This is a genomic window from Enterobacter cloacae complex sp. 342H5 (assembly GCF_050030905.1).
Lineage (GTDB): Bacteria > Pseudomonadota > Gammaproteobacteria > Enterobacterales > Enterobacteriaceae > Enterobacter > Enterobacter intestinihominis.
This window is the reverse complement of the sequence record NZ_JBLGVB010000001.1, coordinates 4,395,904-4,417,350: the sequence shown is the minus strand read 5'-3', so window position 1 is coordinate 4,417,350 and position 21,447 is coordinate 4,395,904. Positions and strand designations below refer to the sequence as shown.

Genomic DNA, 21,447 nt, shown 5'->3' with positions numbered 1-21,447 from the left:
TGTGATGATGAACCCATTAATTATCAAACTCGGTGGTGTACTGCTGGACAGCGAAGAAGCGCTGGAGCGCCTGTTTACCGCGCTGGTGAACTATCGTGAATCACATCAACGTCCGCTGGTGATTGTCCACGGCGGCGGCTGTGTGGTGGACGAGCTGATGAAAGGGCTCAACCTGCCGGTGATTAAGAAAAATGGCCTGCGCGTCACGCCTGCCGACCAGATTGACATTATTACTGGTGCGCTGGCGGGGACGGCGAACAAAACGCTGCTGGCGTGGGCGAAGAAGCACCACATCGCGTCCGTTGGTCTCTGTCTGGGCGATGGCGATAGCGTGAAAGTGACCCAGCTCGACGAAGCGCTTGGCCATGTTGGACTGGCGCAGCCAGGTTCGCCTAAGCTGATTAACACCCTGCTGGAAGGTGGTTTTCTGCCGGTGGTGAGCTCAATCGGCGTGACCGAAGAGGGCGAGCTGATGAACGTCAATGCGGACCAGGCGGCAACCGCGCTGGCGGCCACGCTGGGCGCAGACCTGATCCTGCTCTCCGACGTGAGCGGTATTCTGGACGGCAAAGGCCAGCGTATAGCGGAAATGACCGCCGCAAAAGCCGAACAGCTGATCGATCAGGGCATTATCACCGACGGCATGATCGTTAAGGTGAACGCGGCGCTGGATGCCGCGCGCACGCTGGGTCGTCCGGTGGATATCGCCTCCTGGCGTCACGCGGAGCAACTCCCGGCGCTGTTTAACGGTACGCCGATTGGTACGCGTATTCTGGCTTAAGATTCTGTGCCGGATGGCGCTTCGCTTATCCGGCCTACGTGAATTTTGTAGGCCCGGTAAGCGCAGCGCCACCGGGCAAAAATATCATCATTAAGGAAATTCGTTATGGCACTTTGGGGTGGGCGTTTTACACAGGCAGCGGATCAGCGGTTCAAACAGTTCAACGACTCTTTGCGCTTCGACTACCGCCTGGCCGAACAGGATATTGTCGGCTCTGTGGCCTGGTCCAAAGCGCTGGTGACCGTGGGCGTGCTGACCGCAGAGGAACAGCAGCAGCTGGAAGAGGCGCTGAATAATCTGCTGGAAGAGGTGCGTCTGGATCCGCAGCAAATCCTCCAGAGCGATGCCGAAGATATTCACAGCTGGGTGGAAGGCAAACTCATCGACAAAGTCGGCCAGCTGGGTAAAAAACTGCATACCGGCCGTAGCCGTAATGACCAGGTGGCGACCGACCTGAAGCTGTGGTGCAAAGAGACCATAGGCGAACTGCTGGCGGCAAATCGTCAGTTGCAGGGCGCGCTGGTGGACACTGCGCAGAACAATCAGGATGCGGTGATGCCGGGTTATACCCACCTGCAACGCGCACAGCCGGTGACCTTTGCGCACTGGTGTCTGGCCTACGTTGAGATGCTGGCGCGTGATGAGAGCCGTTTACAGGATACCTTAACGCGTCTGGACGTCAGCCCGCTGGGCAGCGGCGCGCTGGCCGGTACGGCTTATGAAATCGACCGTGAGCAGCTGGCAGGCTGGCTGGGCTTTGCTTCCGCCACCCGCAACAGCCTGGACAGCGTCTCTGACCGTGACCATGTGCTGGAGCTGCTGTCGAATGCCTCTATCGGGATGGTGCACCTGTCGCGCTTTGCCGAAGACCTGATCTTCTTTAACTCTGGCGAAGCGGGCTTCGTCGAGCTGTCCGACCGCGTGACGTCCGGCTCCTCCCTGATGCCGCAAAAGAAAAACCCGGATGCGCTGGAGCTGATCCGCGGCAAATGTGGCCGCGTGCAGGGCGCGCTGACCGGCATGATGATGACCCTGAAAGGGCTGCCGCTGGCATACAACAAAGACATGCAGGAAGACAAAGAGGGGCTGTTCGACGCGCTCGACACCTGGCTGGACTGTCTGCATATGGGCGCGCTGGTGCTGGACGGCATTCAGGTGAAACGTCCGCGCTGCCAGGAAGCGGCGCAGCAGGGCTATGCTAACTCAACTGAGCTGGCAGACTACCTGGTGGCGAAAGGCGTACCGTTCCGCGAGGCGCACCATATTGTGGGTGAAGCGGTAGTGGAAGCGATTCGTCAGGGTAAAGCCCTTGAAGAGCTGGCGCTTGCCGACCTGCAGAAATTCAGTGCGGTTATTGGGGAGGATGTCTACCCGATTCTGGCCCTGCAATCCTGCCTGGATAAGCGTGCGGCGAAAGGTGGAGTCTCGCCGAAGCAGGTGGCGCAGGCGATTACGGACGCGAAAAACCGGTTGGTTTGATTTGTGCGGGCTGGTGCCCTCACCCCGGCCCTCTTCCACAGGGAGAGGGAGAAAAACGGAGCCTGGCTTAGTGCCGGGCTTTTTTATACGCAAAAAAAAGCGGACCACGGGGTCCGCAAAAGTTCACGTTGGCTTTAGTTTTTCGAGTTTTGAGAGAAACTCGCTGACGGTGCGGGGTCGTTTTGGGTCAAACACGTGCCGCCTCGTCTATGTGATGTATTATTCAACAGAATGCTTGATAGGGATAATCGTTCGTTGCTATGCTATCTATCGCCATGAACTATCGTGGCGACGGAGGATGAATAATGAATATTCGTGATCTTGAATACCTGGTAGCGTTAGCTGAGCATCGCCATTTTCGCCGCGCGGCAGACTCCTGCCATGTCAGCCAGCCAACGCTGAGCGGTCAGATCCGCAAGCTGGAAGATGAGCTGGGCGTGATGCTGCTGGAGCGCACCAGTCGTAAGGTACTGTTCACGCAGGCAGGTCTGCTGCTGGTGGATCAGGCGCGCACCGTACTGCGCGAGGTCAAAGTGCTCAAGGAAATGGCAAGCCAGCAGGGGGAGGCGATGTCCGGCCCGCTGCATATTGGCCTGATCCCAACCGTTGGCCCGTATCTGTTGCCGCAAATCATTCCGCTGCTGCACCAGACGTTCCCGAAACTCGAAATGTACCTGCATGAAGCGCAAACCCATCAGCTGCTGGCGCAGTTAGACAGCGGCAAGCTCGACTGCGCGATCCTGGCGCTGGTCAAAGAGAGTGAAGCGTTTATTGAAGTACCGCTGTTCGATGAGCCGATGATGCTGGCGATCTATGAAGATCACCCGTGGGCGAACCGCGATCGCGTGCCGATGGCCGATCTGGCCGGAGAAAAGCTGCTGATGCTGGAAGACGGCCACTGTCTGCGCGATCAGGCGATGGGCTTCTGCTTCGAAGCGGGTGCAGATGAAGATACCCATTTCCGCGCAACCAGCCTGGAAACGCTGCGTAACATGGTCGCGGCGGGAAGTGGCATTACGCTGCTGCCTGCGCTGGCCGTGCCGCGCGAGCGTAAGCGTGATGGCGTGGTCTATCTGCCGTGTATTAAGCCAGAGCCGCGTCGCACGATCGGCCTGGTTTATCGTCCGGGTTCACCGCTGCGCAGCCGCTATGAGCAGCTGGCAGAGGCCATCCGTGGTGCAATGGATGGCCATTTCGACAACGCGTTAAAACAGGCGGTTTAAGCCGTTCAGCGCAGCTACCCGATAGGCTTCCGCCATGGTCGGGTAGTTAAAGGTGGTGTTAACGAAGTACTCGATGGTGTTGCCACCACCTTTTTGCTCCATGATCGCCTGGCCGATATGAATGATTTCCGCGGCACGTTCACCAAAGCAGTGAATACCGAGGATCTCTTTCGTCTCGCGATGGAACAGGATCTTCAGCGTACCCACGCTCATCCCCACAATTTGTGCGCGCGCCAGGTGTTTAAACTGGGCACGACCCACCTCGTAAGGCACCTTCATGGCCGTCAACTGCTGCTCGGTTTTGCCGACAGAACTGATTTCCGGGATGGTGTAGATGCCCGTCGGGATGTCCTCGATCAGATGCGCCGTCGCTTCACCTTTCACCAGCGCCTGTGCGGCGATGCGGCCCTGATCGTAAGCAGCGGAGGCCAGACTTGGGTAACCAATAACGTCGCCCACCGCGTAAACGTGCGGCAGCGCAGTCTGGTACATGCTGTTGACCTTGAGCTGACCGCGGCTGTCGGTTTCAAGCCCGATATTCTCCAGCTGCAATGAATCCGTGTTGCCGGTACGGCCGTTGGCGTACAGCAGGCAGTCCGCCTTCAGCTTCTTACCAGATTTCAGGTGCATGATCACACCGTCGTCGCAGCCTTCGATTTTCTCGTACTCTTCGTTGTGGCGAATCACCACGCCACTATTCCAGAAGTGGTAGGAGAGGGAATCTGACATCTCCTGATCGAGGAACGCCAGCAGCCGGTCGCGGGTGTTGATCAAATCGACTTTGACCTCCATGCCGCGGAAGATCGACGCATATTCACAGCCAATCACGCCCGCGCCATAGATGATCACATGGCGTGGCTCGTGGTGCAGGCTGAGGATGGAGTCGCTGTCGTAAATGCGTGGATGAGAGAAGTCCACGTCTGCCGGATGATATGGGCGCGATCCGCAGGCAATCACAAATTTTTCAGCGGTGAGCGTCTCAACCGAACCGTCGTGGCACTCCAGCGCCAGGGTGTGTTCATCTACAAAATGCGCGTTACCCTGCAGAATTTCACAGTGGTTGCGCTCATAGAAACCCTGACGCATGCGCGTCTGCTGGTTAATGACCGTGTCTGCGTGATTCAGGATATCGGCAAAGGAAGAACGAAGAAGTCGGGAGTGGTCGCTGTAAAGAGGGTTCTGGTTAAATTCGATAATGCGGCTAACGGCGTGGCGGAGGGCTTTCGAAGGGATGGTGCCCCAGTGGGTGCAACCGCCGCCGACATTATGGTAGCGCTCAATAACCGCTACTCTGGCTCCCTGTTTTACCAGACCCATAGCAGCACCTTCGCCGCCGGGGCCGGAACCAATAACTATTGCGTCGTAATCGTAGGAATGTGGCATGGCAAGGCTTACCTGTTCTTATACATAAAAGCAACAGAATCATAACATCATTGCCTGGGTAACCCAATTATCGTTGTGCTTTTTTCGGGCAGTGGAGCACAAACCGCGCGTAAACAATCATTCACAAAGCCAGGTAAACAGATTAATTTTATTCTCTGGTATAGTGCCAACGGGCCTTTGGAAGGATTCAACTATCGTGATGGGCGTAAGAGCACAACAAAAAGAGAAAACCCGGCGTTCGCTGGTGGAAGCCGCATTCAGTCAACTGAGTGCTGAGCGGAGTTTTGCCAGTTTAAGCCTGCGCGAAGTGGCGCGCGAGGCCGGGATTGCGCCAACGTCCTTCTATCGTCATTTCCGTGATGTGGATGAACTGGGCCTGACCATGGTCGACGAGAGCGGTTTGATGCTGCGCCAGCTTATGCGTCAGGCGCGTCAGCGTATTGCCAAAGGCGGCAGCGTGATCCGCACCTCCGTGTCGACATTTATGGAATTTATCGGCAATAACCCTAACGCGTTTCGCCTTTTGCTGCGCGAGCGCTCTGGCACGTCGGCGGCGTTTCGTGCCGCCGTCGCGCGTGAAATTCAGCATTTCATCGCGGAACTTGCCGACTATCTTGAACTCGAAAACCATATGCCGCGTGCGTTTACTGAAGCACAGGCCGAGGCGATGGTGACCATTGTTTTCAGTGCGGGTGCCGAAGCGCTGGATGTCAGCATTGAGCAACGTAAGCAACTCGAAGAGCGACTGGTATTGCAGCTGCGAATGATTTCTAAAGGTGCGTACTACTGGTATCGCCGTGAACAAGAGAAGTTGGCACATCAAAACGATGAGTGAAGGTGAGTAATGAAACAGTCAGGTCAGGATAAAGGAACGCTGTTGCTGGCATTGATCGCTGGCTTATCCATCAATGGTACGTTTGCGGCGGTTTTCAGCTCAATTGTACCGTTCTCGATTTTCCCGATTATCGCGCTGGTGCTGACGGTGTATTGCCTGCATCAACGTTATCTGAACCGCACCATGCCGGTTGGGTTACCGGGGCTGGCCGCAGCCTGTTTTATTCTGGGTGTACTGTTGTACAGCACCGTGGTGCGTGCAGAGTATCCGGATATCGGTTCTAACTTCCTGCCTGCGGTGCTGTCTGTGGCGCTGGTGTTCTGGATTGGCTCGCGCATGCGTAGCCGCAAGAGCCAGTTACCAGAGTAAAGGGTTTTGTCATTGTAGGCCGGATAAGCGAAGCGCCATCCGGCTTTTTTGGCAGGTGGCGCTTCGCTTACCTGCCCTACAAGGCCCACATTACTTCGCCGTGAGCAGTACGCCGCACTCCATATGGTGCGTATATGGGAACTGATCGAACAGCGCCAGACGTTCAACCTTGTGCGTCTGGCTTAATGTTTCCAGATTCTTGCACAGCGTCTCAGGGTTACAGGAGATGTACAAAATACGCGGGTACGCCTGCACCATCTTCTCGGTTTCGCTGTCCAGGCCACTGCGCGGCGGATCGACAAAAATTGTCTCACACTGGTAGCTCTTCAAATCAATCCCTTGCAGGCGGTTAAACTCACGTACGCCGTTCATCGCCTGGGTAAACTCTTCTGCCGCCATACGAATGATCTGCACATTATCAATATGGTTAGCGGCGATGTTGTACTGCGCGGCGGCCACCGACGGTTTGGCGATTTCCGTCGCCAGCACGCGTTCGAAGTTACGCGCCAGCGCCAGCGAGAAGTTGCCGTTACCGCAGTAGAGCTCCAGCAGATCGCCCGTCGACCCTTCCGTCGCATTCAGCGCCCACTCCAGCATCTGCACGTTCATTGCCACATTCGGCTGGGTGAAGCTGTTCTCCACCTGACGGTAAACCATCTCTTTTCCTGCCACCGGCAAACGCTCGTCGATGTAATCCTGGTCCAGCATGATTTTGGTTTTGGTCGCGCGGCCAATCAGGTGCACGTTGATGTTCTGCGCGCGCAGCGCATCGCGCAGGGCTTCTGCCTGCTCGCGCCACTCGTCGGTCAGCGCTTTGTGATAGAGCAGAGAGACAATGGCCTGATTGCTTTGGGTGGTCAGGTAGTCAATCTGGAACAGCTTGTTGCGCAGCACCGGATTAGTGCGCACACCGTCGATCATCAGCGTCATTAGCTGGTTGATAAGCTCACTCGCCGCCGGGAAACTGTCTACGCGAATCCGGGATTTCGTCTGCTGATCGAAAATGATGTGGTACAGGTCATCGCCATCGTGCCAGATGCGAAACTCAGCGCGCATACGGTAGTGGCTGACCGGAGAACGAAACACCTCGGGAACGGGCGCGTTGAAAGGCGTCATCATACTTTGCAGGCGGACAACTTTTTCTGCCAGCTGTGCGTCGTACTGTTCTGTCGGGAGGTGTTCGGGGGTCATGATGCGTCCTGAGTGATAAAGAATTACGCGGGGATTGTAGGGATTGTGCAGTGGATGTCCAGATTTAATGGCTAATAGCTATCTGGACATCTATACGTGTCTAATTGTAGCATTCTGTTTCCGGTCTCCTGAGAGTGAAAAGGGAATCCAGTGCAAATCTGGAGCTGACGCGCAGCGGTAAAGACTGGCGGGATGAGAGTTGTAGACACTGTGAAAACGGGAAGTCTTCATCCGTATAACGCCACCCAGCCCGAAGACCTGCCGGGATCACGTCGCATTTGGTTTCATCATCGCGTGCTATCGATGAGGCCTGCGGCATCCTTCTTATATTGTGGATGCTTTAACAATGATTAAAAAAGTATCGCTGTTGACGGCGTTTTCCGTCACGGCATTTTCGGGCTGGGCGCAGGAAAGCGCCGACTCGTTGGTGGTGACAGCAAACCGTTTCGAACAACCTGAAAAATCTGTTCTGGCTGCGACTTCTGTCGTGACGCGGGCCGATATCGACCGCTGGCAATCCACCACGGTTCTGGATGTCATGCGTCGCCTGCCTGGCGTAGATACGGCACAAAATGGCGGGATGGGGCAGCTCTCTTCTCTCTTTATACGCGGTACGAACTCCAGCCATGTCCTGATTCTCGTCGATGGGATCCGCCTTAACCAGGCGGGCGTCACGGGGTCGTCCGATCTCAGCCAGTTTCCGATCTCCCTGGTGCAGCGCATCGAATATCTTCGTGGACCGCGTTCGGCGGTGTACGGCTCGGATGCGATCGGTGGTGTAGTCAACATTATCACTACGCGTGCGAAGGATGGCACAACGCTGAATGCTGGCGTTGGGACACACGGCTTCCAGAATTATGGTGGCAGCACCCAGCAAACATTGGGTGAAAGTACGCGCGTTACGCTGGCGGGGGATTACACCTACACAAAAGGCTTTGACGTCGTTGCTGACGGTAATAACGGCGGCCTTGCCCAGACCGATCGCGACGGCTTTATGAATAAAACGCTCTACGGCGCACTGGAGCATGCTTTCTCTGAGCAATGGAGTGGTTTCGTTCGCGGCTATGGTTACAGCAACCGTACCGCCTATGACGGCTATTACAGTTCATTTACCCCTGATGTGCTGGTTGATACCCGCCAACTCTATAGCCAGACCTGGGATGCCGGATTGCGGTTTAACCGGGATGTTTTCCATTCACAGTTGCTCTCCAGCTACAGTCACAGCAAAGACTACAATTACGATCCGCACCTTGGACGCTATGACTCCACAGCAACCCTGGATGAAATCAAACAGTACAATGTTCAGTGGACCAACTCAGTTGACGTGGGACATGGCAACATCGGCGCGGGCGTTGACTGGCAGAAACAGAGCACCGAGCCGGGTACCAACTACGTAACCAACGCCTATGACCTGCGTAACACTGGCGTCTACCTGACTGGGTTGCAGCAGTTTGGAGATTTCACTCTGGAGGCGGCAGCCCGCAGCGATGACAACTCTCAGTTTGGTCGCCATGGTACCTGGCAAAGTAGCGCAGCCTGGGAGTTCGTTGACGGTTACCGCTTCATAGCCTCTTATGGCACGGCCTATAAAGCGCCGAATCTGGGTCAGCTCTATGGCTTCTACGGCAATACCCATCTTGATCCTGAAGAGAGCAAACAGTGGGAAGGGGCGTTTGAAGGCCTGACGGCAGGCGTAAGCTGGCGCGTATCCGGCTATCGTAATGACGTTGATAATCTCATCGACTTCAACAATAACCTTCAGCAATATTACAACGTCGGCAAAGCACGCATTAAAGGTGTAGAAGCGACAGCGTCGTTTGATACGGGTCCGTTGACGCATACTGTGGGCTACGACTATGTGGATGCCCGCAATGCGGCAACCAATCAACTTCTGGACCGTCGTGCTAAACAGCAGGTGAAATATCAGCTTGATACGCAGATCTATGATGTTGACTGGAGCCTGACGTATCACTATCTCGGCATGCGCTACGACACCGACTTTGGAACCTATCCGTCAGAGAAAGTTAAAATGGGCGGCGTCAGCCTGTGGGACGTCGCGGTTTCATATCCTGTCACCTCACATCTCACAGTTCGTGGTAAAATAGCCAACCTGTTCGATAAAGATTACGAGACAGTTTATGGCTACCAAACTGCAGGACGGGAATACACCTTGTCTGGCAGCTACACCTTCTGATCCGCGTCCCACCGTGCTGGTGTTTGATTCCGGCGTCGGTGGGCTTTCGGTCTATGATGAGATTCGGCAGCTCCTGCCGGATCTCCATTACATCTACGCCTTCGATAACGTCGCGTTCCCGTATGGGGAAAAGAGTGAAGACTTTATCGTTGAGCGTGTGATTGAAATCGTCACTGCGGTACAAAAGCGCTATCCCCTGGCGCTGGCGGTTATTGCCTGTAATACGGCAAGCACGGTCTCTCTTCCTGCCCTGCGCGAAAAATTCCCGTTCCCGGTTGTGGGCGTTGTCCCGGCAATCAAACCTGCGGCGCGTCTGACGGCGAACGGTATCGTGGGGTTGCTGGCGACACGCGGTACGGTAAAACGTCCTTATACGCGTGAGCTTATTGAGCGCTTTGCCAATGAATGCCAGATCGCCATGCTCGGCTCGGCGGAGCTGGTGGAAATGGCGGAAGCGAAACTGCACGGCGAGACGGTATCGCTTGAAGAGCTGCGTCGCATTCTGCGTCCATGGCTGCGGATGCAGGAACCACCGGATACGGTTGTTCTCGGCTGCACCCATTTCCCGCTATTACAGGAAGAGCTGTTAAAGGTTTTGCCTGAAGGGACCCGGCTGGTGGATTCCGGTGCTGCGATTGCGCGTCGGACCGCCTGGCTACTGGAGCACGAGGCGCCGGATGCGAAATCAGCGGATGCTAACATCGCTTTCTGTATGGCGATAACAAAAGAAACCGAACAACTTTTGCCCGTTTTACGTCGTTATGGCTTCGAAACGCTCGAAAAACTGGCGCTGTAGCACGGTTTTGAGCAAAAAAGAGACGGTTGAACGTTTTTTTTCAAAGAGGGGTTGTCAACGTCTGAGAACTCCCTATAATGCGCCTCCACTGACACGGAACAACGGCTTACAAGCCGCCGGGACAGCGGGGTTCAGAGATGAACGCCAACAGAGAAAAGTGAAAATAATTGCTTGACTCTGAATGAGGAAAACGTAATATACGGGACCTCGCAACGATGAGCTGAAAGCCGCGTTGCAACTGCTCTTTAACAATTTATCAGACAATCTGTGTGGGCACTCAAAGTGACATGGATTCTTAATGTCCTCGGACACTAAATGAATACCAAGTCTCAACGAGTGAACACGTAATTCATTACGAAGTTTAATTCATTGAGCATCAAACTTTTAAATTGAAGAGTTTGATCATGGCTCAGATTGAACGCTGGCGGCAGGCCTAACACATGCAAGTCGAACGGTAACAGGAAGCAGCTTGCTGCTTCGCTGACGAGTGGCGGACGGGTGAGTAATGTCTGGGAAACTGCCTGATGGAGGGGGATAACTACTGGAAACGGTAGCTAATACCGCATAACGTCGCAAGACCAAAGAGGGGGACCTTCGGGCCTCTTGCCATCGGATGTGCCCAGATGGGATTAGCTAGTAGGTGGGGTAACGGCTCACCTAGGCGACGATCCCTAGCTGGTCTGAGAGGATGACCAGCCACACTGGAACTGAGACACGGTCCAGACTCCTACGGGAGGCAGCAGTGGGGAATATTGCACAATGGGCGCAAGCCTGATGCAGCCATGCCGCGTGTATGAAGAAGGCCTTCGGGTTGTAAAGTACTTTCAGCGGGGAGGAAGGCGACAGGGTTAATAACCCTGTCGATTGACGTTACCCGCAGAAGAAGCACCGGCTAACTCCGTGCCAGCAGCCGCGGTAATACGGAGGGTGCAAGCGTTAATCGGAATTACTGGGCGTAAAGCGCACGCAGGCGGTCTGTCAAGTCGGATGTGAAATCCCCGGGCTCAACCTGGGAACTGCATTCGAAACTGGCAGGCTAGAGTCTTGTAGAGGGGGGTAGAATTCCAGGTGTAGCGGTGAAATGCGTAGAGATCTGGAGGAATACCGGTGGCGAAGGCGGCCCCCTGGACAAAGACTGACGCTCAGGTGCGAAAGCGTGGGGAGCAAACAGGATTAGATACCCTGGTAGTCCACGCCGTAAACGATGTCGACTTGGAGGTTGTGCCCTTGAGGCGTGGCTTCCGGAGCTAACGCGTTAAGTCGACCGCCTGGGGAGTACGGCCGCAAGGTTAAAACTCAAATGAATTGACGGGGGCCCGCACAAGCGGTGGAGCATGTGGTTTAATTCGATGCAACGCGAAGAACCTTACCTACTCTTGACATCCAGAGAACTTAGCAGAGATGCTTTGGTGCCTTCGGGAACTCTGAGACAGGTGCTGCATGGCTGTCGTCAGCTCGTGTTGTGAAATGTTGGGTTAAGTCCCGCAACGAGCGCAACCCTTATCCTTTGTTGCCAGCGGTTAGGCCGGGAACTCAAAGGAGACTGCCAGTGATAAACTGGAGGAAGGTGGGGATGACGTCAAGTCATCATGGCCCTTACGAGTAGGGCTACACACGTGCTACAATGGCGCATACAAAGAGAAGCGACCTCGCGAGAGCAAGCGGACCTCATAAAGTGCGTCGTAGTCCGGATTGGAGTCTGCAACTCGACTCCATGAAGTCGGAATCGCTAGTAATCGTGGATCAGAATGCCACGGTGAATACGTTCCCGGGCCTTGTACACACCGCCCGTCACACCATGGGAGTGGGTTGCAAAAGAAGTAGGTAGCTTAACCTTCGGGAGGGCGCTTACCACTTTGTGATTCATGACTGGGGTGAAGTCGTAACAAGGTAACCGTAGGGGAACCTGCGGTTGGATCACCTCCTTACCTTAAAGAACCTGCCTTTGCAGTGTCCACACAGATTGTCTGATGAAAAACAGCAGTAAAAAATCTCTGCAGGCTTGTAGCTCAGGTGGTTAGAGCGCACCCCTGATAAGGGTGAGGTCGGTGGTTCAAGTCCACTCAGGCCTACCAAATTTTTGCTGATGCTGCGTTGCGGCGACACTCACATACCTGAGTATGCTTCGTGTCACCACGCCTTGCCTCAACAAAAATTACCGGTAGAGAGATAACTACGATGGGGCTATAGCTCAGCTGGGAGAGCGCCTGCCTTGCACGCAGGAGGTCTGCGGTTCGATCCCGCATAGCTCCACCATCCTTTACTGCGAACACAAGAAAACTTCAGAGTGAACCTGAAAAGGTGCACTGCGAAGTTTTGCTCTTTAAAAATCTGGATCAAGCTGAAAATTGAAACGACACATCTTTAATGGTGTGTTCGAGTCTCTCAAATTTTCGCAATCAGAAGTGAAACATCTTCGGGTTGTGAGGTTAAGCGACTAAGCGTACACGGTGGATGCCCTGGCAGTCAGAGGCGATGAAGGACGTGCTAATCTGCGAAAAGCGCCGGCGAGGTGATATGAACCTTTGACCCGGCGATGTCCGAATGGGGAAACCCAGTGCAATCCGTTGCACTATCGTTAACTGAATACATAGGTTAACGAGGCGAACCGGGGGAACTGAAACATCTAAGTACCCCGAGGAAAAGAAATCAACCGAGATTCCCCCAGTAGCGGCGAGCGAACGGGGAGCAGCCCGGAGTCTGAATCAGCTTGTGTGTTAGTGGAACGGTCTGGAAAGTCCGACGGTACAGGGTGATAGTCCCGTACACGAAAATGCACATGCTGTGAACTCGAAGAGTAGGGCGGGACACGTGGTATCCTGTCTGAATATGGGGGGACCATCCTCCAAGGCTAAATACTCCTGACTGACCGATAGTGAACCAGTACCGTGAGGGAAAGGCGAAAAGAACCCCGGCGAGGGGAGTGAAAAAGAACCTGAAACCGTGTACGTACAAGCAGTGGGAGCCTCTTTATGGGGTGACTGCGTACCTTTTGTATAATGGGTCAGCGACTTATATTCTGTAGCAAGGTTAACCGTATAGGGGAGCCGAAGGGAAACCGAGTCTTAACTGGGCGTTAAGTTGCAGGGTATAGACCCGAAACCCGGTGATCTAGCCATGGGCAGGTTGAAGGTTGGGTAACACTAACTGGAGGACCGAACCGACTAATGTTGAAAAATTAGCGGATGACCTGTGGCTGGGGGTGAAAGGCCAATCAAACCGGGAGATAGCTGGTTCTCCCCGAAAGCTATTTAGGTAGCGCCTCGTGAACTCATCTTCGGGGGTAGAGCACTGTTTCGGCTAGGGGGCCATCCCGGCTTACCAACCCGATGCAAACTACGAATACCGAAGAATGTTATCACGGGAGACACACGGCGGGTGCTAACGTCCGTCGTGAAGAGGGAAACAACCCAGACCGCCAGCTAAGGTCCCAAAGTCATGGTTAAGTGGGAAACGATGTGGGAAGGCACAGACAGCCAGGATGTTGGCTTAGAAGCAGCCATCATTTAAAGAAAGCGTAATAGCTCACTGGTCGAGTCGGCCTGCGCGGAAGATGTAACGGGGCTAAACCATGCACCGAAGCTGCGGCAGCGACGCTTATGCGTTGTTGGGTAGGGGAGCGTTCTGTAAGCCGTTGAAGGTGTCCTGTGAGGGGTGCTGGAGGTATCAGAAGTGCGAATGCTGACATAAGTAACGATAAAGCGGGTGAAAAGCCCGCTCGCCGGAAGACCAAGGGTTCCTGTCCAACGTTAATCGGGGCAGGGTGAGTCGACCCCTAAGGCGAGGCCGAAAGGCGTAGTCGATGGGAAACAGGTTAATATTCCTGTACTTGGTGTTACTGCGAAGGGGGGACGGAGAAGGCTATGTCAGCCGGGCGACGGTTGTCCCGGTTTAAGCATGTAGGCGGAGGTTCCAGGTAAATCCGGTACCTTGTTAACGCTGAGGTGTGATGACGAGGCACTACGGTGCTGAAGTGATAAATGCCCTGCTTCCAGGAAAAGCCTCTAAGCATCAGGTAACACGAAATCGTACCCCAAACCGACACAGGTGGTCAGGTAGAGAATACCAAGGCGCTTGAGAGAACTCGGGTGAAGGAACTAGGCAAAATGGTGCCGTAACTTCGGGAGAAGGCACGCTGATATGTAGGTGAAGCCCCTGCGGGCGGAGCTGAAATCAGTCGAAGATACCAGCTGGCTGCAACTGTTTATTAAAAACACAGCACTGTGCAAACACGAAAGTGGACGTATACGGTGTGACGCCTGCCCGGTGCCGGAAGGTTAATTGATGGGGTTAGCGGCAACGCGAAGCTCTTGATCGAAGCCCCGGTAAACGGCGGCCGTAACTATAACGGTCCTAAGGTAGCGAAATTCCTTGTCGGGTAAGTTCCGACCTGCACGAATGGCGTAATGATGGCCAGGCTGTCTCCACCCGAGACTCAGTGAAATTGAACTCGCTGTGAAGATGCAGTGTACCCGCGGCAAGACGGAAAGACCCCGTGAACCTTTACTATAGCTTGACACTGAACACTGGTCCTTGATGTGTAGGATAGGTGGGAGGCTTTGAAGCGTGGACGCCAGTCTGCGTGGAGCCAACCTTGAAATACCACCCTTTAATGGCTGGTGTTCTAACGTAGACCCGTAATCCGGGTTGCGGACAGTGTCTGGTGGGTAGTTTGACTGGGGCGGTCTCCTCCCAAAGAGTAACGGAGGAGCACGAAGGTTGGCTAATCCTGGTCGGACATCAGGAGGTTAGTGCAATGGCATAAGCCAGCTTGACTGCGAGCGTGACGGCGCGAGCAGGTGCGAAAGCAGGTCATAGTGATCCGGTGGTTCTGAATGGAAGGGCCATCGCTCAACGGATAAAAGGTACTCCGGGGATAACAGGCTGATACCGCCCAAGAGTTCATATCGACGGCGGTGTTTGGCACCTCGATGTCGGCTCATCACATCCTGGGGCTGAAGTAGGTCCCAAGGGTATGGCTGTTCGCCATTTAAAGTGGTACGCGAGCTGGGTTTAGAACGTCGTGAGACAGTTCGGTCCCTATCTGCCGTGGGCGCTGGAGAATTGAGGGGGGCTGCTCCTAGTACGAGAGGACCGGAGTGGACGCATCACTGGTGTTCGGGTTGTCATGCCAATGGCACTGCCCGGTAGCTAAATGCGGAAGAGATAAGTGCTGAAAGCATCTAAGCACGAAACTTGCCCCGAGATGAGTTCTCCCTGAGACTTTAAGTCTCCTGAAGGAACGTTGAAGACTACGACGTTGATAGGTCGGGTGTGTAAGCGCAGCGATGCGTTGAGCTAACCGATACTAATGAACCGTGAGGCTTAACCTTACAACGCCGAAGCTGTTTTGGCGAAGAGACAGAGACGATTTTCAGCCTGATACAGATTAACAGAATTTGCCTGGCGGCTTTAGCGCGGTGGTCCCACCTGACCCCATGCCGAACTCAGAAGTGAAACGCCGTAGCGCCGATGGTAGTGTGGGGTCTCCCCATGTGAGAGTAGGGAACTGCCAGGCATCAAATTAAGTAGTAAGCCGGTGCATTAATCCGGTGGTTACAGAAGTATTCGGTGGAGCGGTAGTTCAGTCGGTTAGAATACCTGCCTGTCACGCAGGGGGTCGCGGGTTCGAGTCCCGTCCGTTCCGCCACTTATTAAGACATTAAGCCTGCCCAAAGGGCAGGCTTAATGGCAAAAAAATTTAGGGGCGTAGCTCAGTTGGTAGAGCACCGGTCTCCAAAACCGGGTGTCGCGAGTTCGAGTCTCTCCGCCCCTGCCATATAGAATCCTTTGCTTCGGCAAAGGATTTTTTTTTGCCTGTAAAACGGCTCAACACCTTCCTGAAGAATAAGCAGCCTGCGTTTCCGCAGGCTTTTGCGTTAATCCAGTATGCTGGTTTTTAACAGATCTTTTATCTGCGACTGCTTATCGCTGTTTTGCAGCCAAATGGCATACAGCGGCCTGGAGAGCGTTGTTGAATCGGTGACAACATGGAGTGCAGGTTTATTATCCGCCCAGCGAACAGGTAACCAGGTACAGCCTTTCAGTGTGGGAAGATGCTGGCATGCGATCTCCGCAGAGCTTGTCGTGAGTTGCGGGATATCATCGCTGGCAATTAACCCCGTCTCGTGCTGCTGAAAATCAGGCCCCCATTCCAGGCGTAAATAATTCAGGTCGGCCTTCATCATTGCAGGCTCGGATGCATAGAGCGCCAGGCTAAACTGTCCAACAATCTGGCTGCTAAATTCATCCATCTTGGGGGCTTCTGTGGTGATCAGCAGATCAAGCTGCCGCTCGTGGAGTTGCTTAACCAGCGACTGGCGTTGCGCAATCCTCGCCTCAAATTGCAGATGATTGTGTGTGCGATATAGCCGCATAAGCCACTGGCTGAGCATGCATTCCCATAGTGAAGCGCTGGCACCGATCGAGAATTCATTATGCCGGGAGGTGTGCGCAACCTCCTTTCGCGCTGCCTGCCAGGTATTCATCAGGGTTTCTGCATAAGGCAATAGCTTTTCACCGGCTGGGGTTAGACGAATATTGTTGCGATGGCGGGTAAAAAGGTTCACACCCAGTTGATTTTCCAGCTGTCGAATACGAAAACTGACTGCTGACTGCGTCAGGTAGAGGGCTTCAGCTGCTCGCCCAAAGTGTCGCGTTCTGCTCACTTCGAGGAAAGTTTTTAGCAATTCCGTATCCACATCTTTCTCCACAAAATTATTTGTCGTTATGATTTAAATGTTTTGTTTTACACTCTGTCAAGCGTAACTAATACTCCGCGCCATAAATAGCTCGGCCAAAGAATTAGGAGCGTGTAGGATGGCGGAAAGCTTTACGACGACTAATCGTTTTTTCGATAATAAACATTATCCGCGCGGGTTCTCTCGTCACGGCGATTTCACTATCAAAGAAGCTCAACTTCTTGAGCGCCATGGTTATGCCTTTAACGAGCTGGATCTGGGTAAGCGCGAACCGGCAACCGAAGATGAAAAACAATTTGTCTCTGTTTGTCGTGGTGAGCGTGAGCCGCAGTCTGATGCAGAACGTGTATGGATCAAGTATATGGCTCGCATTAAGCGTCCTAAGCGTTTCCATACGCTGTCTGGCGGCAAGCCGCAGATGGAAGGTGCAGAAGACTACACCGAGTCTGACGATTAAGAAGAGAAGGGGCTACGGCCCCTTTTTTATGCCAGCATTTTTTGCAGATGCAACAGCAGCCGATCGATCGCACGGTAGCTTAATGCCTCCTGCAAATGTCGCCTCTCTATTCCGGGGCAGCCCTCCACGTCAGCGACCGTGCGCGCAACTTTCAACAAACGCTGCCACGCGCGAATGGATAGCCCAAACCGCGTCAGTGTCTCTTCCAGCCAGCCTGCATCTTCGGCGTTGAGAGAGCAAAACTGTCGGATCCCGCTGTTATCCAGCCGGGCATTCAGCCTGTTCTGACGTGCATACTGCCGCGCCTGAGCCGCAATAACCCGTTCTCGCACCACTGCTGAGCTTTCGCCTTTGATACCGGTTTGCCTCAGCAGACCGGGCGGTGGCAGGGGGAGCTCGAGAGATAAATCAAAACGGTCGAGGAAGGGGCCAGACAGCTTACTCAGATAGCGCAGCGTCTGCTCCGGCGTACAGCGGTTATGGTTGCCCTGATAATGGCCCGTTGGGCTAGGGTTCATCGCGGCGACCAGCTGAAACTGCGCAGGGTAGCTTATTTTGGCGCGTGTACGAGACAGATGGATTTCGCCGGATTCAATCGGCTCCCGCAACGCATCCAGCACGCGGCGTTCAAACTCTGGCAATTCATCCAGGAACAGAATGCCGTTGTGTGCCAGTGAGATTTCACCCGGTCCGGGAATTGAGCCCCCGCCCACCATCGCGGTAAGAGACGCACTGTGGTGTGGCGAGCGGAAAGGACGGCGGCGCCACTGTTTATGCAGCGATATTGAACTGACCAGGCTAAATATCGCGGCGCTTTCCAGCGCGTCGTGATTATTGAGGGGGGGCAGCAGGCCGCTCAACCTGCTCGCCAGCATCGTTTTCCCCGTGCCTGGCGGACCTATCAGTAGCAGGTTATGCCCACCCGCGGCCGTTATTTCTAACGCCCGCTTACCCTGTTCCTGACCCATAATATCGCTGAGGTCATCGGGTGAATCTGCCACTACCTCCTCATTCTCCTGCGGCTCGGCAAGCTCGTGTCGGCCTTCCAGCCAGGCGCAAACCTCCTGCAAATGTCCCGCGACAAGACACCCCTTTTCGGCGATAAGGCTGACTTCAGAGGCATTTTCATTGGCCACAATGATTTGCCTTCCCGCGCGTATGGCTTCAAGCGCACCCGAGATTGCTCCGGGAACGCCTCTTAACGCGCCTGTAAGCGCTAATTCACCCACGAACTCGCACGAGCTTAACCCTGACGTATTGAGCTGTTCAGAAGCCGCGAGAAGCGCTATAGCAATAGGTAAATCATATCGCCCCCCCTCCTTTGGCAAATCGGCGGGCGCAAGGTTGATGGTGATCTTCTTCGCCGGAAAAGCATAACCGCTATTAATAATTGCGCTGCGCACGCGATCCCTGGCCTCCTTAACGGTCGTTTCGGGTAAGCCGACCAGCGTCAGTCCGGGCAGTCCATTACTTAAATGAACCTCTACAGAAATAAGCGGTGCCTTCACGCCGATGGCCGCGCGTGTATAAACAACTGACAGTGACATAAGCCCTCCTTGGCGGTGACTATGCCAGCATCATTTTTCCTGTTTAGCGCTAATTCACTGAATTACGGCGCTCGTTCCAGCCTTTTAGCGCCTAAATGTAATCATTACATGTCGGTGGAATCGGCCTCGCAGAAAAGAAATCATGCGCGCCTTGCCTGATGAAACAGGACAAAAATATGAAAAATCTTCATTTCTATTTTTTCCCTATATAAAACAACGATTTTGAATGAAATAGTTCGCTTGCTACAGAAATGAGTCATAAAAAAATCTTGTGTCAGATGAAATATCTGTGGTAACTCTTTAGGTATTCCTTCGAACAAGATGCAAAAAGAACTGAAAATGACAGCCCTTCTACGAGTGATTAGCCTGGTCGTGATTAGCGTGGTGGTGATTATTATCCCACCGTGCGGGGCTGCACTTGGACGAGGAAAGGCTTAGAAATCAAGCCTTAACGAACTAAGACCCCCGCACCGAAAGGTCCGGGGGTTTTTTTATGACTAAAAAACTTAAATGAGGAGCAGAGAATGACGACTAGCACAAAATTCTGTTTCTCCAGATTTATGACGGGGAACTAACTATGAATGGGGCACAATGGGTAGTACATGCGTTGCGCGCGCAGGGAGTCGAAACCGTATTCGGTTATCCGGGTGGCGCAATTATGCCGATTTACGATGCACTGTATGACGGCGGCGTGGAACACCTCTTGTGCCGACACGAGCAGGGCGCAGCGATGGCCGCCATCGGTTATGCCCGTGCGACCGGTAAAACCGGCGTCTGTATGGCCACCTCCGGTCCGGGCGCAACGAACCTGATCACCGGCCTGGCTGACGCGCTGCTCGATTCCGTACCCGTGGTGGCGATCACCGGCCAGGTGGCCTCTCCGTTCATCGGCACCGATGCTTTCCAGGAAGTGGATGTGCTTGGTTTATCGCTTGCCTGCACCAAACACAGCTTCCTCGTTCAGTCTCTCGAAGAGCTGCCGCGCGTGATGGCCGAAGCGTTCGAGGTTGCCAGCTCTGGCCGTCCTGGCCCGGTTCTGGTAGATATCCCGAAAGATATTCAGGTTGCACTCGGCGATCTGGAACCGCACTTCTCCACCGTTGAAAGCGACAACGTGTTTCCCCATACGGAGGTTGAAGAGGCTCGCCAGATGCTGGCGCAGGCGAAACAGCCGATGCTGTATGTAGGCGGCGGCGTGGGCATGGCGCAGGCTGTTCCTGCCCTGCGCGAATTTATCGCAGTAACGCAAATGCCCGCCATCTGCACGCTGAAAGGATTGGGCGCGGTCGACGCGGACTATCCATACTATTTGGGCATGTTAGGGATGCACGGCACCAAAGCGGCAAACCTGGCGGTGCAGGAGTGTGACCTGCTCATCGCCGTCGGCGCCCGTTTTGACGACCGCGTCACCGGCAAGCTGAACACCTTTGCGCCGAACGCCAAAGTGATCCATATGGACATCGACCCGGCGGAGATGAACAAACTGCGTCAGGCGCATGTCGCGTTGCAGGGCGATCTCAACGCGCTTTTACCGGCGCTGGAGCAGCCGCTGGATATCAACCCATGGCGTCAGCACACCGCAGATATGCGCGCTGAACACGCCTGGCGTTACGATCACCCCGGCGAGGCCATCTATGCGCCGCTGTTGTTGAAACAGTTGTCCGACCGCAAACCCGCAGACAGCGTGGTGACGACGGATGTCGGCCAGCATCAGATGTGGTCAGCCCAGCACATGACCTACACCCGTCCGGAGAACTTCATCACCTCGAGCGGCTTAGGCACGATGGGCTTCGGCCTGCCCGCTGCCGTGGGCGCACAGGTTGCCCGCCCGAACGATACTGTTATCTGTATCTCCGGTGACGGCTCCTTCATGATGAACGTCCAGGAGCTCGGCACCGTGAAGCGTAAGCAGTTACCGCTGAAGATCGTTTTGCTCGATAACCAGCGTTTAGGCATGGTTCGCCAGTGGCAGCAGCTGTTCTTCCAGGAGCGTTACAGCGAAACGACCCTGACCGACAACCCCGATTTCCTCACCCTGGCCAGCGCCTTCGGCATTCCTGGCCAGCACATCACCCGTAAAGACCAGGTTGAAGCGGCACTCGACACCATGCTGTCAAGCGAAGGGCCATACCTGCTTCATGTCTCAATCGACGAGCTTGAGAACGTCTGGCCGTTGGTACCGCCCGGTGCCAGTAACTCACAAATGCTGGAGAAATTATCATGATGCAACATCAGGTCGCCGTGCAGGCTCGCTTCAACCCGGAAACGTTAGAACGCGTATTGCGTGTGGTGCGTCATCGTGGTTTTCAGATTTGCTCTATGAATATGGAAACGGCCACGGATGCACAAAATATCAGTATCGAATTAACCGTTGCCAGCCCGCGGCCGGTCGACTTACTGTTTAGTCAGTTATCAAAACTGGTAGACGTTGCCCATGTTGCCATCTGCCAGACCACAACCACATCACAACAAATCCGCGCTTAAGCGTGAC

The 21,447-nt window shown here is 54.4% G+C and carries 16 protein-coding genes, 4 tRNA genes, 3 rRNA genes and 1 riboswitch; of the genes, 19 read left to right on the top strand and 4 right to left on the bottom strand.

What is annotated here, in order from left to right:
* Positions 1-4: 4 nt before the first annotated feature.
* The 3 genes from argB (at position 5) to oxyR (ending at position 3,483) form a co-directional block, all read left to right on the top strand.
* Positions 5-781 carry an acetylglutamate kinase gene (gene argB / locus ACQG03_RS21090; protein WP_094948456.1) on the top strand — a complete coding sequence of 259 codons (777 nt, stop codon included), beginning with the start codon at positions 5-7 and terminating at the stop codon, positions 779-781.
* 105 nt (positions 782-886) lie between these two features.
* Entirely contained in the window at positions 887-2,260 is a 1,374-nt protein-coding gene (argH, locus tag ACQG03_RS21085) for an argininosuccinate lyase (RefSeq protein ID WP_063163756.1), read from the top strand.
* A 305-nt stretch (positions 2,261-2,565) separates the two neighbouring features.
* Positions 2,566-3,483 carry a DNA-binding transcriptional regulator OxyR gene (oxyR, locus tag ACQG03_RS21080; RefSeq protein ID WP_022649783.1) on the top strand — a complete coding sequence of 306 codons (918 nt, stop codon included), beginning with the start codon at positions 2,566-2,568 and terminating at the stop codon, positions 3,481-3,483.
* Here oxyR and sthA read toward each other — a convergent pair.
* Positions 3,466-4,866 carry a Si-specific NAD(P)(+) transhydrogenase gene (gene sthA / locus ACQG03_RS21075; RefSeq protein WP_003862057.1) on the bottom strand — a complete coding sequence of 467 codons (1,401 nt, stop codon included), beginning with the start codon at positions 4,864-4,866 and terminating at the stop codon, positions 3,466-3,468. The two genes, oxyR and sthA, sit on opposite strands and share 18 nt — an antisense overlap.
* A gap of 196 nt (positions 4,867-5,062) precedes the next feature.
* Between sthA and fabR the strand changes: the two genes are divergently transcribed.
* Positions 5,063-5,701: an HTH-type transcriptional repressor FabR gene (fabR, locus tag ACQG03_RS21070; RefSeq protein WP_003862059.1), complete on the top strand. Its 639-nt coding sequence runs from the start codon at positions 5,063-5,065 to the stop codon at positions 5,699-5,701.
* Between the two features lie 9 nt (positions 5,702-5,710).
* Complete coding sequence (locus ACQG03_RS21065; protein ID WP_017383113.1) at positions 5,711-6,070, top strand: YijD family membrane protein; 360 nt, start codon at positions 5,711-5,713, stop codon at positions 6,068-6,070.
* A 90-nt stretch (positions 6,071-6,160) separates the two neighbouring features.
* On the opposite strand, the gene trmA is transcribed toward ACQG03_RS21065, so the two are convergent.
* Positions 6,161-7,261 (bottom strand): tRNA (uridine(54)-C5)-methyltransferase TrmA, encoded by a 1,101-nt coding sequence (trmA, locus tag ACQG03_RS21060; RefSeq protein WP_063163755.1) that lies wholly within the window; start codon positions 7,259-7,261, stop codon positions 6,161-6,163.
* 104 nt (positions 7,262-7,365) lie between these two features.
* Positions 7,366-7,541, top strand: a riboswitch (cobalamin riboswitch).
* 66 nt (positions 7,542-7,607) lie between these two features.
* On the opposite strand from trmA, the gene btuB reads away from it, so the two are divergent.
* From btuB to ACQG03_RS21015, 9 genes are all read left to right on the top strand, one after another.
* A complete protein-coding gene (btuB, locus tag ACQG03_RS21055) occupies positions 7,608-9,455 on the top strand; it encodes a TonB-dependent vitamin B12 receptor BtuB (RefSeq protein ID WP_063163754.1) in 1,848 nt (615 codons plus the stop codon).
* A complete protein-coding gene (gene murI / locus ACQG03_RS21050; RefSeq protein ID WP_023298885.1) occupies positions 9,400-10,251 on the top strand; it encodes a glutamate racemase in 852 nt (283 codons plus the stop codon). Before btuB ends, murI begins: the two co-directional genes overlap by 56 nt.
* A gap of 386 nt (positions 10,252-10,637) precedes the next feature.
* Positions 10,638-12,179 (top strand): 16S ribosomal RNA (locus ACQG03_RS21045).
* A 70-nt stretch (positions 12,180-12,249) separates the two neighbouring features.
* Positions 12,250-12,326, top strand: a tRNA-Ile gene (locus ACQG03_RS21040).
* A gap of 105 nt (positions 12,327-12,431) precedes the next feature.
* A tRNA-Ala gene (locus ACQG03_RS21035) sits at positions 12,432-12,507 on the top strand.
* Positions 12,508-12,678: 171 nt separating this feature from the next.
* Positions 12,679-15,584: ribosomal RNA gene (locus ACQG03_RS21030) — 23S ribosomal RNA — on the top strand.
* Positions 15,585-15,653: 69 nt separating this feature from the next.
* Positions 15,654-15,769 (top strand): 5S ribosomal RNA (rrf, locus tag ACQG03_RS21025).
* The 16S, 23S and 5S rRNA genes sit together here with 4 tRNA genes alongside, the layout of an rRNA operon.
* 55 nt (positions 15,770-15,824) lie before the next feature.
* Positions 15,825-15,901, top strand: a tRNA-Asp gene (locus ACQG03_RS21020).
* A gap of 53 nt (positions 15,902-15,954) precedes the next feature.
* A tRNA-Trp gene (locus ACQG03_RS21015) sits at positions 15,955-16,030 on the top strand.
* A 100-nt stretch (positions 16,031-16,130) separates the two neighbouring features.
* Here ACQG03_RS21015 and hdfR read toward each other — a convergent pair.
* Entirely contained in the window at positions 16,131-16,952 is an 822-nt protein-coding gene (hdfR, locus tag ACQG03_RS21010) for an HTH-type transcriptional regulator HdfR (RefSeq protein WP_022649779.1), read from the bottom strand.
* 118 nt (positions 16,953-17,070) lie between these two features.
* On the opposite strand from hdfR, the gene ACQG03_RS21005 reads away from it, so the two are divergent.
* Complete coding sequence (locus ACQG03_RS21005) at positions 17,071-17,409, top strand: DUF413 domain-containing protein (RefSeq protein ID WP_006808641.1); 339 nt, start codon at positions 17,071-17,073, stop codon at positions 17,407-17,409.
* A gap of 26 nt (positions 17,410-17,435) precedes the next feature.
* Here the strand turns inward: ACQG03_RS21005 and ACQG03_RS21000 are convergent, their stop codons facing one another.
* A complete protein-coding gene (locus tag ACQG03_RS21000) occupies positions 17,436-18,956 on the bottom strand; it encodes a YifB family Mg chelatase-like AAA ATPase (RefSeq protein ID WP_063163866.1) in 1,521 nt (506 codons plus the stop codon).
* Positions 18,957-19,295: 339 nt separating this feature from the next.
* Here ACQG03_RS21000 and ilvL point away from each other — a divergent pair, with 339 nt between their 5' ends.
* From ilvL to ilvM, 4 genes are all read left to right on the top strand, one after another.
* Positions 19,296-19,394, top strand: a complete 99-nt coding sequence (gene ilvL / locus ACQG03_RS20995) for an ilv operon leader peptide (protein ID WP_001311244.1) — start codon at positions 19,296-19,298, stop codon at positions 19,392-19,394.
* 86 nt (positions 19,395-19,480) lie between these two features.
* Complete coding sequence (ilvX, locus tag ACQG03_RS20990; protein WP_166792073.1) at positions 19,481-19,531, top strand: peptide IlvX; 51 nt, start codon at positions 19,481-19,483, stop codon at positions 19,529-19,531.
* Positions 19,532-19,533: 2 nt separating this feature from the next.
* Entirely contained in the window at positions 19,534-21,180 is a 1,647-nt protein-coding gene (gene ilvG / locus ACQG03_RS20985; RefSeq protein ID WP_063163867.1) for an acetolactate synthase 2 catalytic subunit, read from the top strand.
* Positions 21,177-21,440, top strand: coding sequence for an acetolactate synthase 2 small subunit (gene ilvM, locus ACQG03_RS20980; protein WP_063163868.1), 264 nt, complete (start codon positions 21,177-21,179; stop codon positions 21,438-21,440). Before ilvG ends, ilvM begins: the two co-directional genes overlap by 4 nt.
* Positions 21,441-21,447 lie beyond the last annotated feature (7 nt).

Coding starts and splice junctions, on each gene's coding strand:
- argH (WP_063163756.1), top strand. CDS start 887: ATGGCACTTTGGGGTGGGCGTTTTACACAGGCAGCGGATCAGCGGTTC.
- ACQG03_RS21000 (WP_063163866.1), bottom strand. CDS start 18,956: ATGTCACTGTCAGTTGTTTATACACGCGCGGCCATCGGCGTGAAGGCA.
- ilvL (WP_001311244.1), top strand. CDS start 19,296: ATGACAGCCCTTCTACGAGTGATTAGCCTGGTCGTGATTAGCGTGGTG.
- murI (WP_023298885.1), top strand. CDS start 9,400: ATGGCTACCAAACTGCAGGACGGGAATACACCTTGTCTGGCAGCTACA.
- ilvG (WP_063163867.1), top strand. CDS start 19,534: ATGAATGGGGCACAATGGGTAGTACATGCGTTGCGCGCGCAGGGAGTC.
- trmA (WP_063163755.1), bottom strand. CDS start 7,261: ATGACCCCCGAACACCTCCCGACAGAACAGTACGACGCACAGCTGGCA.
- ilvM (WP_063163868.1), top strand. CDS start 21,177: ATGATGCAACATCAGGTCGCCGTGCAGGCTCGCTTCAACCCGGAAACG.
- ACQG03_RS21065 (WP_017383113.1), top strand. CDS start 5,711: ATGAAACAGTCAGGTCAGGATAAAGGAACGCTGTTGCTGGCATTGATC.
- sthA (WP_003862057.1), bottom strand. CDS start 4,866: ATGCCACATTCCTACGATTACGACGCAATAGTTATTGGTTCCGGCCCC.
- ACQG03_RS21005 (WP_006808641.1), top strand. CDS start 17,071: ATGGCGGAAAGCTTTACGACGACTAATCGTTTTTTCGATAATAAACAT.
- btuB (WP_063163754.1), top strand. CDS start 7,608: ATGATTAAAAAAGTATCGCTGTTGACGGCGTTTTCCGTCACGGCATTT.
- argB (WP_094948456.1), top strand. CDS start 5: ATGATGAACCCATTAATTATCAAACTCGGTGGTGTACTGCTGGACAGC.
- oxyR (WP_022649783.1), top strand. CDS start 2,566: ATGAATATTCGTGATCTTGAATACCTGGTAGCGTTAGCTGAGCATCGC.